17 protein-coding genes are annotated in these 16,798 nt (G+C 62.3%); 10 read left to right on the top strand and 7 right to left on the bottom strand.

All coding sequences use genetic code 11. The features are described 5' to 3' along the window. Positions 1-5: 5 nt before the first annotated feature. Together AB7783_RS20240 and rnhA are read left to right on the top strand one after the other, a co-directional pair. The gene (locus AB7783_RS20240; protein WP_089267675.1) at positions 6-986 is read left to right on the top strand and encodes a homoserine kinase; all 981 of its coding nucleotides are present in this window, start codon (positions 6-8) and stop codon (positions 984-986) included. Continuing rightward, positions 983-1,432 (top strand): ribonuclease HI, encoded by a 450-nt coding sequence (rnhA, locus tag AB7783_RS20235; protein ID WP_089267674.1) that lies wholly within the window; start codon positions 983-985, stop codon positions 1,430-1,432. The genes AB7783_RS20240 and rnhA overlap by 4 nt, the downstream gene beginning before the upstream one ends. 179 nt (positions 1,433-1,611) lie before the next feature. Here rnhA and AB7783_RS20230 read toward each other — a convergent pair whose 3' ends face one another. The 6 genes from AB7783_RS20230 to AB7783_RS20205 form a co-directional block, all read right to left on the bottom strand. Further along, entirely contained in the window at positions 1,612-2,097 is a 486-nt protein-coding gene (locus tag AB7783_RS20230; RefSeq protein ID WP_089267673.1) for a peroxiredoxin, read from the bottom strand. A gap of 107 nt (positions 2,098-2,204) precedes the next feature. Then, a complete protein-coding gene (locus AB7783_RS20225) occupies positions 2,205-2,750 on the bottom strand; it encodes a DUF924 family protein (RefSeq protein ID WP_441278618.1) in 546 nt (181 codons plus the stop codon). Between the two features lie 54 nt (positions 2,751-2,804). Then, positions 2,805-4,493 (bottom strand): long-chain fatty acid--CoA ligase, encoded by a 1,689-nt coding sequence (locus AB7783_RS20220; protein ID WP_089267671.1) that lies wholly within the window; start codon positions 4,491-4,493, stop codon positions 2,805-2,807. A gap of 135 nt (positions 4,494-4,628) precedes the next feature. Further along, positions 4,629-6,116, bottom strand: coding sequence for a D-alanyl-D-alanine carboxypeptidase family protein (locus AB7783_RS20215; protein WP_441278617.1), 1,488 nt, complete (start codon positions 6,114-6,116; stop codon positions 4,629-4,631). A 207-nt stretch (positions 6,117-6,323) separates the two neighbouring features. Further along, positions 6,324-8,120, bottom strand: a complete 1,797-nt coding sequence (locus tag AB7783_RS20210; RefSeq protein ID WP_120287318.1) for a glucan ABC transporter ATP-binding protein/ permease — start codon at positions 8,118-8,120, stop codon at positions 6,324-6,326. Between the two features lie 105 nt (positions 8,121-8,225). After that, on the bottom strand, positions 8,226-9,299 hold the full coding sequence (locus AB7783_RS20205; protein WP_441278616.1) for an ABC transporter substrate-binding protein: 1,074 nt from the start codon (positions 9,297-9,299) through the stop codon (positions 8,226-8,228). Between the two features lie 235 nt (positions 9,300-9,534). On the opposite strand from AB7783_RS20205, the gene AB7783_RS20200 reads away from it, so the two are divergent. The 4 genes from AB7783_RS20200 to AB7783_RS20185 all read left to right on the top strand — a co-directional run bounded on the left by AB7783_RS20200 (position 9,535) and on the right by AB7783_RS20185 (position 11,798). After that, positions 9,535-9,966, top strand: a complete 432-nt coding sequence (locus tag AB7783_RS20200; RefSeq protein WP_441278615.1) for a hypothetical protein — start codon at positions 9,535-9,537, stop codon at positions 9,964-9,966. Between the two features lie 150 nt (positions 9,967-10,116). Then, the gene (hisE, locus tag AB7783_RS20195; protein ID WP_089267666.1) at positions 10,117-10,515 is read left to right on the top strand and encodes a phosphoribosyl-ATP diphosphatase; all 399 of its coding nucleotides are present in this window, start codon (positions 10,117-10,119) and stop codon (positions 10,513-10,515) included. 67 nt (positions 10,516-10,582) lie between these two features. Next, the gene (locus AB7783_RS20190; RefSeq protein WP_089267665.1) at positions 10,583-11,164 is read left to right on the top strand and encodes a YqaA family protein; all 582 of its coding nucleotides are present in this window, start codon (positions 10,583-10,585) and stop codon (positions 11,162-11,164) included. A 46-nt stretch (positions 11,165-11,210) separates the two neighbouring features. After that, positions 11,211-11,798: a hypothetical protein gene (locus tag AB7783_RS20185; RefSeq protein WP_441278614.1), complete on the top strand. Its 588-nt coding sequence runs from the start codon at positions 11,211-11,213 to the stop codon at positions 11,796-11,798. Positions 11,799-11,800: 2 nt separating this feature from the next. Here the strand turns inward: AB7783_RS20185 and AB7783_RS20180 are convergent, their stop codons facing one another. Further along, entirely contained in the window at positions 11,801-12,364 is a 564-nt protein-coding gene (locus tag AB7783_RS20180) for a TetR/AcrR family transcriptional regulator (RefSeq protein WP_441278613.1), read from the bottom strand. Positions 12,365-12,519: 155 nt separating this feature from the next. On the opposite strand from AB7783_RS20180, the gene AB7783_RS20175 reads away from it, so the two are divergent. The 4 genes from AB7783_RS20175 (at position 12,520) to AB7783_RS20160 (ending at position 16,742) form a co-directional block, all read left to right on the top strand. Further along, entirely contained in the window at positions 12,520-13,164 is a 645-nt protein-coding gene (locus AB7783_RS20175; RefSeq protein WP_441279728.1) for a glutathione S-transferase, read from the top strand. Positions 13,165-13,399: 235 nt separating this feature from the next. After that, entirely contained in the window at positions 13,400-14,368 is a 969-nt protein-coding gene (locus AB7783_RS20170) for an NAD(P)H-dependent flavin oxidoreductase (RefSeq protein ID WP_068729293.1), read from the top strand. Between the two features lie 24 nt (positions 14,369-14,392). Next, positions 14,393-15,166: a thioesterase family protein gene (locus tag AB7783_RS20165; protein ID WP_439078501.1), complete on the top strand. Its 774-nt coding sequence runs from the start codon at positions 14,393-14,395 to the stop codon at positions 15,164-15,166. Between the two features lie 79 nt (positions 15,167-15,245). Next, entirely contained in the window at positions 15,246-16,742 is a 1,497-nt protein-coding gene (locus AB7783_RS20160; protein ID WP_441278612.1) for an ATPase domain-containing protein, read from the top strand. Positions 16,743-16,798: the final 56 nt, after the last annotated feature.

The following is a 16,798-nucleotide window of genomic DNA, read 5'->3' as shown; positions in this document are numbered from 1 at the left end:
CCGCGATGGCGGTCTATACCGATGTTGCCGCCGATGATCTCGCGGACTTCCTGAAGAGCTACGATGTGGGCGAATTGCTCTCCTACAAGGGCATCGCCGAAGGCGTCGAGAATTCCAACTTCCTGATGCACACCTCCAAGGGCGCGTATATCCTCACGCTCTATGAGAAGCGCGTCGAGGCGGATGACCTGCCTTACTTCCTCGGTCTGATGGCGCATCTGTGCGCGCGCGGCGTGAATTGCCCGCAGCCGCAGAAGAATCGCGACGGTGCGGTCTATGCATCGCTCGCCGGCCGGCCCGCCGCGATCATCAACTTTCTCGAAGGCATGTGGCCGCGTCGTCCCAATGCGATGCATTGCGCCGGTGTCGGCGAAGCGCTGGCGAGGATGCATGTCGCCGGGCGCGATTTCCCGCTGGTGCGCAAGAACAACCTGTCGGTCGATGGCTGGCGCGGTTTGCTCGACCTCGCAGCACCGCGCGCCGATACGGTTCAGCCCGGGCTGCGCGCTTTCCTGCAGACCGAACTCGACTATCTTGCCGCGCATTGGCCGAGCGATCTGCCGGAAGGCGTGATCCATGCTGATCTGTTTCCGGACAACGTGTTCTTTCTCGGCGACAAGCTCTCCGGCCTGATCGACTTCCCGTTCGCCTGCAATGATATGCTGGCCTACGACGTGGCGATCTGCCTGAACGCCTGGTGCTTCGAGCCGGACCTGTCGTTCAATGCCACCAAGGCGCGCGCCTTCCTCAATGCCTATGAGGCGGTGCGTCCGTTGACTGGTGCCGAGCGCGCGGCGTTTCCGCTGCTGGCGCGCGGCGCGTCGATCCGCTTCCTGCTGACGCGGCTGGTGGATTTCCTCAATGTGCCGGAAGGCGCCTTCGTGAAGCCGAAGGATCCGGTCGAGTATGTCCGCAAGCTGCGCTTCCACCAGTCGGTGACGTCGATGGCCGACTACGGCGTCGAAGCGGCGAGGCAGCCCGCGTGACCACTGCGACCCCTGTGACGATCTATACCGACGGCGCCTGCTCGGGAAATCCCGGCCCCGGCGGCTGGGGCGCGATCCTTCGTTTCGGCGATGCCGAGAAGGAGCTGAAGGGCGGTGAGGCGCACACCACCAACAACCGCATGGAGCTGATGGCGGCGATCTCGGCGCTGGAAGCGCTGAAGAAGCCGTGCTCGGTGGATCTGCACACCGACAGCCAGTATCTGCGCAACGGCATCATGAGCTGGATTCACGGCTGGAAGAAAAACGGCTGGAAGACGTCGGACAAGAAGCCGGTGAAGAATGTCGACCTGTGGCAGCGCCTCGACGCCGCGCTGAAGACCCATGACGTGCGCTGGCACTGGGTCAAGGGCCATGCCGGCCATGCCGAGAACGAACGCGCCGATCAGCTGTCGCGGGACGGGCTGGCGGAGAACCGGGGCAGGTAGAAGCGGGGACGGCATTTTGCGCCGACTGCACACCAAACTCCGCCGTCATGCCCGGCGAATGCCGGGTATCCACGTCTTGGCCCGCGGCGAGACGTGGATGGCCGGGACATCTAGCGAAGGTTCGCTTCGCGCTGCCCGGCCATGACGGAGTTCGTGGTTCTCTAATCGAAGATCTCAGCTCAGAGCTGACCCAGCAGCGTGTCGCCGCCGGAGACTTCGACCTTGCCCGGTGCCGGCTCGAGGTTGAGCTTGGTCACCTTGCCGTCTTCGACCAGCATCGAATAGCGATGCGAGCGGATGCCGAGGCCGTTGCCGGATGCGTCGAGCTCCATGCCGATCGCCTTGGTGAAGTCGGCATTGCCGTCGGCGAGGAACACCGCTTCGTCGCGCAGATCGGTGTCTTTCTTCCAGGCGTTCATCACGAACACGTCGTTGACGGAGATGATCGCGATGGTGTCGACGCCCTTGTCCTTGATGGCATAGGCGTTGAGGAAGATGCTCGGCAGATGCATCTTGTGGCAGGTGCCGGTATAGGCGCCGGGCACTGCGAACAGCGCCACTTTCTTGCCCTTGAAGATGTCGTCGGTGGTCTTCACGGCCGGACCTTCGGAGGTCATGACACGGAGCTTGGACTCGGGCAGCTTGTCGCCAACTTGAATGGTCATTGTCGATCTCTCCTGAAATGCGGGTGAGTGTGTTTAGACCGGCTGCATGACGCGGGCAATATTGGGCGCTGCGCAAAACTTGGCCTGCTGCGCGCATCCCGATGACGTCACCCGCCGAAGCCGCCGGCATCGAGAAACGCCTGTTCCTCCGCCGTGGTGCTGCGCCCCAGCACCCGGTTACGGTGCGGGAAGCGGCCGAAGCGCCGGATGATGTCGGCGTGCTCGTCGGCGAATTTCAGATTGTCGGTCTCGCCGGTGGCGCGAAACAGCGCGCAGCAGCGCTCCTGATCGGCGAGGTCTTCCGAATGCATCAGTGGCATATAGACGAACTGCTGCATCTGCTGGTCGACGCGCTGATCGACGCCGCGCGCGACGGCCTTGATCGTGAGGTCGCAAGCGAGGCGATCGCTGGAAAAAGCGCGCGGGTCGTTGCGGAACATGTTGCGGGGAAACTGGTCGAGCACGAGGATCAAAGCGAGCGTGCCCTCGTCACTGGCCTCCCATGACGCAAGGTTGCCTGCGACGGCCTCATCCCACAGCGCGCGAAAGCGGCGGGTGATCTCGGCATCGAAATCGTCGTTCTTGGCGTACCAGCGGTCCCAGCCGGCGTCTGTCCAGAAGGCGATGATGTCGGCAGGAGTCGTTGCAGTCATGCTGAAATCCATAGGGTGGGCCATGCGAAAGCGGGCCCACCCTATAGCAGTGTGTCAGGCCGCTGAGGCCTGCTTCTTCTCGTCGCGGAGTTCGCGGCGCAGGATCTTGCCGACATTGGTCTTCGGCAAAGCGGTGCGGAATTCGATCTGTTTCGGCACCTTGTAATTGGTGAGCTGGGTGCCGCAGAACTTGATGATGTCCTCGGCGGTGACGTTCGGATCCTTCTTGACGACGAAGGCCTTCACCGCCTCGGTGGTCTTCGGATCGGGCACGCCGATCACGGCGCATTCCAGCACGCCGGGATGGCTGGCGATGACGTCCTCGACCTCGTTCGGATAGACGTTGAAGCCCGAGACCAGCACCATGTCCTTCTTGCGATCGACGATCTTGGTGAAACCGTCGGGGCTCATGATGCCGATATCGCCGGTGCGGAAGAAACCGTCCGCGGTCATCACCTTGGCGGTCTCGTCCGGCCGGTTCCAGTAGCCCGACATGATCTGCGGACCCTTGGCGCAAATCTCGCCAGGCTCGCCGAGCGGCACTTCGTTGCCGTCGTCGTCGCGGATCGAGATCCAGGTCGATGGCACCGGCACGCCGATCGAGCCGTTGAACTGATCGACATCGGCCGGGTTGCAGGTCAGCGTCGGCGAGGTTTCCGACAGGCCGTAGCCTTCGGCGACGAAGCAGCCGGTCGTCTTCAGCCAGCGCTCGGCCACCGCCTTCTGCACCGCCATGCCGCCGCCGTTGGAAATCTTCAGCTTGGAGAAGTCCACCTGGTCGAAACCGGGCGTATTCAGCAGGCCGTTATAGAGCGTGTTGACGGCCGGGAAGCTGTTGACCTGATACTTCATCAGCTCCTTCACGAAGCCCGGCATATCGCGCGGGTTCGGGATCAGGAGGTTGACGCCGCCGGCGCGCACGGCAAGCAGGAAGCAGGCCGTCAGCGCGAAGATATGATACAGCGGCAGCGCGCAGACGATGAAGAGTTGGTCCACATGCGGCGGCTTGCGCAGTGCCGGCTGCAGCCAGGCATCGTTCTGCAGCACATTGGCCAGGATGTTGCGATGGCGCAGCGTCGCGCCCTTGGAAACGCCGGTGGTGCCGCCGGTATATTGCAGGAAGGCGACGTCGTCGGGCCCGAGCACCGGCTTCTTCATCTTCATGCTGCGGCCGGCGGAGACTGCATCGTTGAACCAGACAGCGCCCGGCAATTCGTAAGCCGGCACCATCTTCTTCACGCGGCGGACCACGAGATTGACGATCACGCCCTTGAAGCCGAGCATGTCGCCCATGCTGCCGAGGATGACGTGCTTCACATTGGTTTTGGCGATCACCTGCTGCACGGTCGAGGCGAAGTTCTCCAGCACGATGATGGCTTCGGCACCGGAATCCTTGAGCTGATGCTCGAGCTCGCGCGGCGTGTAGAGCGGGTTGACGTTGACCACAGCATAGCCGGCGCGCAGCACGGCGGAGGTGGCGATCGGATATTGCAGCACGTTCGGCATCATCAGCGCGACACGGGCGCCCTTGGCGAGGCCCTTGCTCTGCAGATAGGCGCCGAGCGCCAGGGACATTTCGTCGAGCTCACGATAGGTGATCGACTTGTCCATGCAGATGAAGGCTTTGCGATCGCGGAATTTGGCAAAGCTCTCTTCGAGCAGATCGACCAGCGACGGATACAGGCTGACGTCGATGTCGGCTGGCACGCCTGCCGGATATTGTTTGAGCCAGATACGCTCCATGACACTTCCCCCTCGATTTGATTATTTCGTCGAAGTATTGAGCAAAGCTGCCCTTGATAGCAAGGCGCGGCGCAACATGACGCAGCCGGAAACCGGCCGCGTTAACGATGATAGTTGAGCCTTGTCGACGAAGGTCTAAGTGCGCGGAGCTGCCGCAGCCGGCTTGGCTTCGCCGGTGGTAGCCTTCGGTGCGGGTTTGGCCGCTGCCTTCGGCTTGGCCGGCGTTGTGGCCGGAGCGGCGGTGGCTGCCGTGGCAGCAGCGGGTTTGGCGGCTGCTGGCTTAGCCGCAGCGGCCGGTTTCGGCGCGGCTGCATCCGGTTTCACCGCTGCCTGTTTTGCAGCCGGTTTGGCCGCAGGTTTCGCGGCTGGTTTCGCCTCGGCCGATGCCGCGGTTTTGGCGTCCTTGCTGTCGGCTGCCGCATCAGGCTTCTTGGCGGCGGTCTTGGTGCCCTTCTTGCCCTTGGGCTTCGGCGTCTGCCGGGCTTCTTCCACCGCATTGGCGGCGATCAGGTCGGCACCGGTCTTCTTCGGCCCAATATAAACGATCACCGGCTCGACCGGTGCGGCAGCTGCGGCGATCATGTCGACCGGGCGCAGCGTTGGCGGCTGCAGGCCGGCGGTGAAGAACGACATGGCCTGGCTGCTGGCTTCGTTGCTGGCGACGACTTCATCATCGGCGTCGCTGGCCGGGCGCTTACGTTTCGGTCCGCACATCTCGTCGCGCAGGTTGGGCGGTGCAGCGTCGATCGGTGCGAGGGCATCCACGGTGCCGAGCGCCGGCTGCAGCCAGGTCAGGCCGCCTGTGCCGGTGTTGAAGCCGCGTTCCAGCAGCTGCGCGGCCTTGACGGCGCGCGCCTGGCCGGACGAGGCGCCGAGCACCACCGCGATCAGCCGCTTGTTGCCGCGGGTGGCGGTGGCGACAAGATTGTAGCCGGAGGCGCAGATGAAACCGGTCTTCATGCCGTCGGCGCCGGGATAGCGGCCGATCAGCTTGTTGAAGTTCGGCGTGATGCGGCGGCCGAATTTGATCGCGGGAATATGGACGAAATATTCGTATTCCGGCAGGTCGCGAATGATCGCACGCGCAAGGATCGCGAGGTCGCGCGCCGAGGTCACCTGTTCGTCCGCGGGCAGGCCGTTCGGATTGACATAGTGGGTTTGCGTCATGCCGAGCTTCTGCGCCGTGGCATTCATCATCGCGGAAAATCCGTCGACGGAGCCGCCGACGCCTTCGGCGAGCACGACGGCCATGTCGTTGGCCGACTTCACCATCATCATCTTCAACGCGTTATCGATGGTGACCTGCGTGCCGGCCTTGAAGCCCATCTTGGATGGCGACTGTGCGGAGGCGATCGGCGACACTGTCACCACCGTGTCGAGGTTGATGCGTCCCTGCTTCACCGCCTGCAGCGTGACATAGGTCGTCATCAGCTTGGTGACGGAGGCGGGGTGCCACGGATAGGTCGCGTTCTCGGCCTGCAGGACCTTGCCGGTATCGGCTTCGACAAGCAGAAGCGCTTCAGCACTGGCCGTGCGCGGCGCAGTCACGCCGAGCGCAAGTGCCGCGGCGAGAATGAACCAGTTGAGTGATAGCAGGCGGCGCGATGCGAAGTGAAACTGCACTATCCGATTCCGGTCCTTTGCGGCCCGCCTGCAGTGCTCCAGCACCGCGCGCAGCAATTCTTGGATTTGAGGTTCGGGGCTCTCATGTCGGTCTGCCGTCACGCGGTGACGGCTGCAAACCTATACCGGCCGAGAGCATCAGAACAGTGGCGAGCCGGTTAAATCGGTGATGAAAGGGGCCAAATTTCGACCGGTTCTCCAAAGACATCAAAGGGGTTCGGCGACATCGGGCAGGGCCATGCTGGCGCGTGCGTCCTCCTGAACCATGAACTGGGCGGCGGCCAGACTGGCGAAATAGCCGCCCTGCATCACGAGTTCATCGAAAGTTCCCGCTTCGATCACGCGGCCGTTCTCAAATACGAGGATGCGCGTGGCGTTGCGGATGGTGGACAGCCTGTGCGCGATCACGAAGGTGGTGCGGCCCTTCATCACTTCATCGAGAGCGACGTTGAGCTTGGCCTCGGTCACGGCATCGAGCGCGCTGGTGGCCTCGTCGAGGATCAGGATCGGCGGATCCTTCAGCAGCGCACGGGCGATCGACAGCCGTTGCCGCTCGCCGCCGGACAGCATGCGGCCACGTTCGCCGGCATTGGTGTTGAAACCGTTATCGCTGCGTTCGATGAAATCGAGCGCCTGGGCGCGGGCAGCGGCAATGCGCAACTCTTCGTCCGTCGCATCCGGCTTGCCGACGCGCAGGTTGTCGGCGATGGAGCGATTGAACAGCAGCGCCTCCTGAAACACGACGCCGATGTTTCGGCGCAGGCCCGACAGGGTGAGTGCACGGACATCCATACCGTCGATCGAGATGATGCCGGATTGCGGGTCGAAGGCCCGGTGCAGCAGTGCGATAGCGGTGGATTTGCCCGCGCCGGTGGCGCCGACGAGGGCGATGGTCTCGCCGGGCAGCGCCGTGAAGGACAGATCCGCGATGGCCGGCCGCTTGCCGTCATAGGAGAACGACACGTCGTTGAATTCGACCATGCCCTGCAGCCGGCCGGGATCCATGGCGTCGATGCGGTCGCGCACCGCGGGTACTGCATCGAGGACGTTCATGAAATCGCGCAGCCGCGGTGCTTCCATGAAGATGGTGTTGATGAAGGAGACCACCTGTTCGAGCTTCTGGATCAGCATCGTCGCAAAACTGACGAACATCACGATTTCGCCGACGGTGGTGAGACCTTGCTGATGCAGCGCGATGCCGACGGTGAAGATCGCCAGCACCGTGATGGTGGTGGAGGCGCGCGTCATCACCGAGACCAGTGCCCACCACGACAGCACCGGCATCTGCTTTTCGAGCAACTGGCTGGAGACGCCGCGCAGGCCCTGTACCTCGGCATCGATGCGCGTGAAGCTCTGCACCAGCGCGACATTGCCCAGCGCGTCGGAGGCGCGCGCGGAAAGGTCGCCGTAATGCTCCTCGACGTCGCTCTGCATGCCCGATGTCTTGCGCACGACCATGGTGGTCAGCACCGTGAATACGACGCACAGGATCACGAGCAGGATCGCCAGCCGCCAGTTCAGATAGATCGACAGCGGCAGCAGCACGAACAGCGAGACGATGGAGGCGAAGTGCTCGCGGAAGAAGCCGAGCCAGACGCGCCAGAGGGCATCGGTGCCGGCCAGCATCACTTTCATCAGGCGTCCTGAATGCGTGCCGGTGTGGAAGGTCAGCGGCAGTTGCATGATGTGTTCGAAATAATCGGTCAGCACCGCCTGGCGCTGGCGATGCGCGAGGCGATCCGCATGAAGCGCCACCACCGCGCCGCAGACGATGGTGAACAGGCCGAACGCAACCCAGGCCGCCAATAGCGGCCAGGGCGATGCGCTGTCCGTCTGCATCGCGGCCGTCGAGAGATTGCCGGAGAGCACGTCGATGATCCGGCCGAACAGCACCGGTTCGGCGAATTGCGCGCCGGCCAGCAGCAGGTTGGCGCCCGCCAGGATCCAGCCAAGGCGCCTCTCCTTGCCGAGCAGCTCCAGCACACGGGTGTAAAGACGGATCATGGGAGGTCACTCAGCGCAGCGCGAACGGGATAACCGATTGCACACAGTCTAGGCGGGGATGGCAGCCGAATACAGCTTCGGGAAAAGTTGTTCAGTTGAACTTCTTCAGTTCATCTTGCGGCCGACCGAGCCCGGCAGGAAGCTGTCGTCGAAGATGTCCGCGGCTGAGGGCCGCTTCTTGAAGGTAAAATCTTCGGCGATCTCGTTGAGCGACGCCTCAAAGCGTGCGGCGTCGATGCCACCCAGCCCGTCGCGGCGGACGTCGTCGGTCAGGATATTGTCGGTAATGGCAATGTGGAGCCGCGTCAGTTCGAGCTCGCGCGAACCATTCTCCATCTGGGTCATGACGTCGGTGATCGCCTTGGCCGGGTCCTGGATCGCCAACTGCGTCCCGGCGGTGACGGCACGAATGAATGCTTTCACGGCCTCAGGTCTGGCGGCAGCGAATTTCGGATTGACGATCAGCGTGAGGCCATAGGCGGCGGAGCCGAACTCGGCGAAACGAAACACCGCCAGGTCATCGGCGGGGACGCCGCGGTCGCGCAGGTTGACCGCCGAAAGATAGGAGAAGCCGGTGACCGCATCGACCTGACCGGCCGAGAGCATCGGTTCGCGCACCGCGGCGCTGATCCTCTCCAGCTTCACGGCTGCAAGCTTGATGTTGTTGCGCTTGGCCAGTGCCGGCCATAGCCGGATCGCGAGATCGCGATCAGCGACCCCAAGCACTTTTCCTTCAAGGCTACCGAGCGAGATCACGCCGCGGCTCTTGCGGGCGACGATGGCATAGGGTGCTACGTTGAGCAGTACGAAGACGGCTTTCACCGTCGCGGCGTCGGTGTCGCCGCGATAGCGGATCAACGCATTGAGATCGGCCAACGCCATGTCGCAGGCGCCGGAAGCGATCCGCGCGATGGCCTCCTTCGATCCCGCGGCCACGGTGGTGGTTACATTCAAGTTCTCGGCCCGGTACAGGCCGCGGGCATCGGCGAGCACGAAAGGTGCGGCAATCGCATCGACTGCGCGATCGAGCGCAAACTGGATATTGGTCGGTGCTTTGTCGTCAGGCGCCTTGTCGTCAGCAGCGGCGTGTCCCGATGATGCGCAAAAAGCGACGGAGCCCAGCGCACTCAGCGAGAGGAGGACATGCCGCCGGGAAATGTTGGTCGCGTTTCTGGGCATCAAGATACTTAACGACTGACGGACCGGCAGTTACCCCGCCGGGCATGTCTGATTGATGGCGCCATGGTGCGACATCTTGCGCGTCGTTTCTAACCGTAAAAGGCTGAACGGGAGATGACTGCCCCGATTTGGACACCGATCGTTCAGCTGCCGTTGGGGTTGGGGAACTCATAGTGGCCGAAGTGGTTGGCTATACAGAGGCCCACAGGGCCAGACGACCACGGAGGACATTGAGATGTTCGTACGAAATGGATTGTTTAATAAGACCGGCCGCGCCGCCATCGTGGCGACCGTCGCGGCCATGACGATCTCGGCAATTGCGCCGACCGGAGCAATCGCGGCGCCTGTCGCCAAGAGCACGAGCCAGGCTGTGGCAACTCACGGCATCAGCGATGCGACCGATTTCAGCAGCGCGCGTCGTCGCCATTATCGCGGTGGCGGCAATGCGGCCGGCCTTGCGGCCTTTGGCGCCATCGTCGGTACGATTGGCGCAATCGCTGCAACGCAGAGCCGTCGCGACTATTACTACGATAATGGCCCGGGCTACGGCTACTACGGCGGTGGCCCAGCCTATTATGACGGCGGTCCTGCCTATTACGGTGGCGTACCGTATCGCGGCTACGGCGGTGGTCATGGTTATGATAATTCGCGTCGGATGACCTGGTAGTTCGCGATCGGTCACAACTTATTTCGTCATGCAACTGTCACTTAACTATCAAACGCCGGTCGCGCTTGCGGCCGGCGTTTTGACGTCGTTGCAGACACTTGAAAGCCAGGCGTTAACGCGCTGGCCACGGCTTTGGGATAGTGTAGTTGCATGAGTGATTCGCTCGACCGGCTTTATCAGGCGGTGATCGCGGCCAAGGATCTCGATCCATCGGTCTCGCGAACGGCCCGGCTTTATCAGCAGGGGCCGGAAAAGATGGCGAAGAAGCTGGCCGAGGAGGCCATCGAGGTCGTCATCGATGCGATCAACCGCAAGCCGGACGCCGTGATCCGTGAAAGCGCCGATCTTCTCTACAATTTGACTGTATTGTGGGCGGCCGCGGGCGTGCGTCCTGAGCAGGTCTGGGCCGAGATGAGCCGGCGTGAAGACATGCTCGGTATCGCCGAAAAGCTCCCGAAACCGCCGAAACGGCCCAAATCCATCGAGCAAAGCGCTGCGCGGCGGCCAATTGTCGCGCTCGAAGGTCGTCGCCTTCGCAAGTTGAGTTAAGCTTTTCATCTCGCGCGTGTCAGCCCAGCCATAGACAAATCGGCGTCAGGATGGTTCATCGCGAACCATGCTCAGACGAATGTATGACTGGTGTATCGACGCCGCCCACAAGCCCTATGCCCTCTGGATTTTGGGCATCGTGTCCTTCGCGGAAAGTTCGTTCTTTCCGGTGCCGCCGGATGTGATGCTGATTCCGATGGCGCTGGCCCGGCCACAGAAGGCTTGGCTCTATGCGGGCATCTGCACCATTACCTCAGTGCTTGGCGGCGTGGTGGGATATCTCATCGGCGCGGTGCTGTATGACTCCGTCGGCCAATGGGTCATTCATTTCTATGGCTATGGCGACAAGGTCGAGGCATTCCGCGCCGGCTATGCCGAATATGGCGCATGGATCATCCTGCTGAAGGGGTTGACGCCGATCCCCTACAAGCTTGTCACCATCACGTCAGGCTTCGCCAACTATAATATCTGGATGTTCATCGCGCTGTCGGTGGTTGCCCGTGGCGTGCGCTTCTATGTCGTCGCCATCCTGCTCAACCGGTACGGCGTGTGGATTCGCGAGACCATCGAGAAGCGTCTGGGTCTGTGGGTTGCGCTGGGCGTCGGCGTTTTGGTGCTCGGCTTCATCATCGCATTCCGGCTGTTCTAGATCAGGATGCTTCCCCCGGCGCAGGTGCCGGGATACATTTCGCATCATGTTCGATTTGACCTGTCTGTTGGCTCCGGTAACCCGCAACTGCGTCGTCGCTGCGATCGCGGCGCTGGCCGTGGGCGCAGCTACGATGTGCGCCTGGTCGCAGGCGATGCAGCAGCAACCGGCGCCGCAGAAATCGATCACGATTCAGGTTGTCCCGGCTCCCTCGGCCGCACCCCCGCCTGCCGCGGCTTTCGCGCCGGCTCCGATGGCTGAACAGGCGCCGCCGCCGTCACCGCCCCCGGCGCCCGAGAATCCCGGCCTGTTCAACGAGATCGGCAAGCTGTTCAAGAATTCCACCTCGCTGCTGCCGTCGCTGCCCACCATGCCGTCGCTCGGCACCGACAGCCTGACCAAGCTGAACACGGTGGTGAAGGGACGGGTGGCTTGTCCGGTCGCTGCCAATGGCGCACCCGACTGCAAGGCGGCCTCAGACAAACTGTGTCAGAGCAAGGGCTTCAAGGACGGCAAGAGCCTCGACACCGACGCCGCGCAAAGCTGCTCGCCCAGGGCCATGATCCCCGGCCGCGCGCCGGAGCCGGGTGACTGCAAGACGGAAAATTACGTCACCCAGGCGCTCTGCCAGTAGGTCTATGCCGGCAACAGACCCGCTGCGCGATAGCTCTCGATGAGCGTGTCATAGAGCGAGACATCCGCGCGGCTTCTTGCCATCAGCTGGGCGCCGGTGATGGCGGCGAAGATAGCGCGCGCACGCGGTCCGCTCTTCTCAGGGCTCGCGGCGGTCACAGCGGTGAGAACCTTGCTCAGCCATGCCACATTGATATCCGTGAAGGTCCGGATCTCTTTCTTCACCGGCTCCGGCAGGTCGTCATATTCGGCGGCCATGAAGCTGCAGAGGCACATGCGGTTGCCGCTCTCCAGCGCCTTGCGGAACGTGCCGGGATATTGGCGCAGGCACGCGGCCGGATCGGTGGACTCGGCCTGCAACGTCTCCAGATAGGCGGCCGAGTCCTCCCAATAGCGCCTGGCAACCGCGGCGCCGAGATCGGCCTTGCTCGGGAAGTGGTGGTAGATGCTCGCAGCCTTAATGCCGACCTCTGCCGCGAGATCGCGGAAATTCAGGCCGCTATAGCCATGGGACTGCGCAGTGAGCTTGGCTGCCGCCAGGATGGCTTCTCTGGAATTCGAACTCATGTCCCGGTCTCACAACCCCGTGTTTGCGGCCTACCAAGTGATAGATAGGCGTTGCCGCCTGTAAATCAAAGCCGTAAATCACCCTACCAACTGATAGGTAGGATAAACTAATGAATACTCAGATCTCCAATGGCAACGCGACAAAGCTCCCGATGATGACGATTCACGACTGGAGCACAGGGCCTTACCCGGCGCGCGTCCGGATCGCGGTGGCCGAGAAGAAGCTTCGATCGCGCATCAATTTTGTGTCGGTCGATCTCACCAAAGGCGAGCACAAGAAGCCGGCGTTTCTCGCCAAGAACTACTCAGGCACGCTGCCGGTGCTCGAACTCGACGACGGCACTTTCATTGCCGAATGCACGGCCATTACCGAATATCTCGACGGACTTGACGGCTCCCCCACGCTCACCGGCGGCACGCCGCGCGACACGGGCTTGATCCACATGATGAGCAAGCGTGCCGAGCTGGAGCTGCTCGACGCCATCAGTGTCTATTTCCATCACGCAACACCGGGGCTCGGACCCCACGTCGAGATCTATCAAAATGCCGAGTGGGGTTTCCGCCAGCGCGACAAGGCGCTCAGGGGAATGGCGTACTTTGACGGGGTGTTGAAAAAGCAGCCATTCATCGCCGGCAATTTTTTCTCGATGGCCGATATCACGGTAATTGGCGGTTTGATCTTCGCCGGTCTCGTGAAGCTCGAGGTGCCTGCGGAGTACGAGGCTCTCCACGCCTGGTACGCAAGGATGAACCAGCGTCCCAGCGTCAAGAACCGTGTGACGATGTCAGATCCGGCTTGATCGGGCGCTTGCCGATAATCGATCAGTCATCCTGATAATGGGGCGCCACCTGGATAATGTGGTGCCCCATTATTCCGCGTACCGGACGAACGCCGCTCGGGGTCCGGCTTTTTTCTCCCGCAGCGCAATTGCCATCAGCCCCACGCTTCTGGCATCGTCCGCCCGCACCCGGATCGACCGGGGGCAGGCGCGCAGGATCGCGCACAAATCAAGAAAAGAAGTCGAGGAATTTCCCATGTCGATGCCGGCTTTGTTCAAGAACCGCCTGTCGCTGCCCGTGATCGGTTCGCCGCTATTCATCATTTCGGTGCCGGATCTCGTCATCGCGCAGTGCAAGGCCGGTATCGTCGGCGCGTTTCCCGCGCTGAATGCGCGTCCGGCGGCGCTGCTCGACGAATGGCTGCACCGGATCAAGGAAGAACTCGCCGCGCATGACAAGGCGCATCCGGATCGGCTCTCCGCACCCTTCGCGGTCAACCAGATCGTGCACAAGTCCAACAACCGGCTCGAGCAGGACATGGCGCTTTGCGAAAAGCATAAAGTGCCGATGATGATCACCTCGCTTGGCGCGCGTGAAGAACTCAATCAGGCGGCCCATGCCTGGGGCGGCATCGTGTTTCATGACGTCATCAATCAGCGTTTCGCGCACAAGGCGATCGAGAAGGGGGCTGACGGCCTGATCCTCGTTGCGGCAGGCGCCGGCGGTCATGCTGGCGAGATTTCGCCGCTCGCGTTCGTCGCCGAGACCCGGCAGTGGTTCGACGGTCCGATCGCGCTGTCGGGCGCCATCGCCAACGGTCGCGCCATTCGCGCCGCGCGTATCCTCGGTGCCGACTTCGCCTATATCGGTTCGGCCTTCATCGCCACTACCGAAGCGAATGCGGTGCCTGGCTACAAGGACATGATCGCGGCTTCCGGCTCGGAAGACATCGTCTATTCGAATCTCTTCACCGGCGTTCACGGCAACTACCTGAAGCCGTCCATCGTCGCCGCCGGCATGGATCCGGACAATCTGCCGGAGTCCGATCCGACCAAGATGAATTTCGGCACCGACGCCAGTGGCGAGCGTGCCAAGCCAAAGGCCTGGAAGGAGATCTGGGGCAGCGGCCAGGGCATCGGCAGCGTGTCGAAGGTCGTGCCGGTGGCCGAGCTCGTTGCGCGCTTCAAGAAGGAATATGACGAAGCGATCGATCCGCCGCTCTGATCCTGCATTGAGAAGGCCGATCTGATGGACGCCATCTATCGCGTGGACGGCAACCATGTCGTCACCAGCCCGCATGCTGCGGGTCCGTGGAACGAGACCATGCAGCACGGCTCGGCGCCATCGGCGCTGGTGACGTGGTTGGCTGAGCAGATGCCCACCGCAAGCCCGATGCATGTGACGCGTGTCACCATCGACTTGTTACGGCCGGTGCCGGTGGCGCCGCTCACTTTCGAGACGGAAGTGCTGCGCGAGGGTCGCAAGATTCAGCTGTGTGGCATTCGTCTCATGGCGAACGGCACCGTGGTGGTGCGTGCGACGGTGCTGAAGATCAGGGCGGAGGCGCAGCCACTGCCGCCGGAGATCGGTGATCCGCCGGTCACGGTGCCGCCGCCGGATCAGGGTGGATTGCTCGAGCCACGTTACGCCAGCAGTCCCTTCGTCACCGGCATGACCATTCGCGCGGTGCGCGGCGGTTTCCTGTCGCTGGGGCCGGGCGCGATCTGGTACCGGGCCAACCGGCCGATCGTCGAAGGCGCCGGTCTCTCGCAGGTGATGCGTGCGGTGATCGCGGCCGACTTCAGCAACGGCTCGTCACCGGTGCTGAGTTTCGACGACTGGACATTCCTGAATGCCGACCTCACCGTGAGCCTGTCACGTCCGCCGGTGGGCGACTGGATCCTGCTGGACGGGGAGAGTTGGATCGGGCCGGATGGCGCCGGTCTTGCTGCGTCGAAGCTCGCCGATATCAATGGTTATTTCGGCCGGGCAGTGCAGAGCCTGGTCATTGAGAAACGTTGACGACCGCGCTTTTTAGAATTTTTGTCCTGGACAGGGAACCGATTGATATTGCCCCGGTTATCGCGCGTCAGGGGGCAGTATGAGTTCGACGCACGTGCAGGACGACAAAGCCAGGACCGGCATCTGGGGATTGGATAATATCCTCTCCGGCGGATTCTCCCGAGGTCACATTTTTCTTGTCGAAGGCGCGCCGGGGACAGGCAAGACCACGGTCGCGTTGCAGTTCTTGCTGGAGGGCGCGCGGGTCGGAGAGAAGTGTCTCTACATCACGCTATCCGAAACGGATAGTGAGTTGCGCGATGGCGCAGCGTCCCATGGCTGGACCCTCGACAAGAGCATTGAAGTTTTCGAGCTCCTGCCGCCGGAAAGCCTGCTTGACGAGGATCAGCAACAGAGCCTGCTCTATTCGTCCGACCTCGAACTCGGCGAAACCACCAAGCAGATATTCGAGGCCGTGGAACGCACCCAGCCGACCAGGGTCGTGCTGGACAGCCTGTCCGAAATCCGGTTGCTGGCGCAGAGCTCGCTGCGTTATCGCCGCCAGATACTGGCTATCAAGCATTACTTCGCAAAATTCGGCACGACGGTGATGCTGCTCGACGACCTCACGGCGGAAGTAGCCGACAAGACAGTGCACAGCGTCGCCCATGGCGTGCTGCGGCTCGAAGAACTGGCACCCTCCTACGGCGCAGAGCGTCGGCGTGCGCGGGTGATCAAGTATCGCGGCGTCAAGTTTCGCGGCGGCTACCACGATGCTACCATCACCACGGGCGGGCTTAACGTTTTTCCTCGGCTGGTCGCATCCGAATTCCGCAACAGCATGGATCGCAAGACCAAGTCGAGCGGCATTGCGCAACTCGACCAACTGCTCGGCGGCGGCATCGAAACAGGCTCGAGCACATTGATTCTCGGGCCCGCGGGCACCGGCAAATCACTCACGGCGATCGTCAATGTGGTCGCGGCCGTCAAACGCGGCGAGAAGGCGGCCATGTTTATCTTCGACGAGGAGCTTGGACTGCTGTTCGATCGCATGAAGGGGATTGGAATCGATCTCGCCGCCATGCAGGCGAGCGGGCATCTATTCGTCGAACAGGTCGATGCTGCCGAATTGTCGCCGGGTGAATTTGCGCATCGCGTCCGTCGTCAGATCGACGAGCACAACATCAAGACCGTCGTGATCGATAGTCTCAATGGCTACCAGGCCTCGATGCCGGAAGAGAACTCGCTGATCCTGCACATGCATGAGCTCCTGCAATATCTCAACCGCAGGGGTGCAGCGACCTTCATGACGGTGGCGCAGCACGGGCTCGTCGGCGAGATGAAGGCGCCGGTAGACGTAACGTATCTCGCCGATACCGTCATTCTTCTTCGCTATTTCGAAGCTCGGGGCAGTGTTCGTCGCGCCATTTCGGTGATCAAGAAACGAACCAGCGCGCATGAGGACACCATTCGCGAATACCGGATCGACGGGCGAGGGCTGACAATTGGTGCGCCGCTCAGCGAATTCCAGGGCGTGTTGCGCGGCGTACCCGTCTATAGCGGTCAAAGCTCTCTGCTCGAGGGATCCTCGGCGTGAAACCGGGGCGTTCCTCCGAGCGTGCTGTCATCCTTGCTCCCACAGGGCGCGATTCT

The sequence above is a fragment of the Tardiphaga sp. 172_B4_N1_3 genome, assembly GCF_052076035.1.
Classification (GTDB): domain Bacteria; phylum Pseudomonadota; class Alphaproteobacteria; order Rhizobiales; family Xanthobacteraceae; genus Tardiphaga; species Tardiphaga robiniae.
The sequence above is the reverse complement of the archived record's forward strand: the minus strand, read 5'-3'. Positions and strand labels throughout refer to the sequence as shown.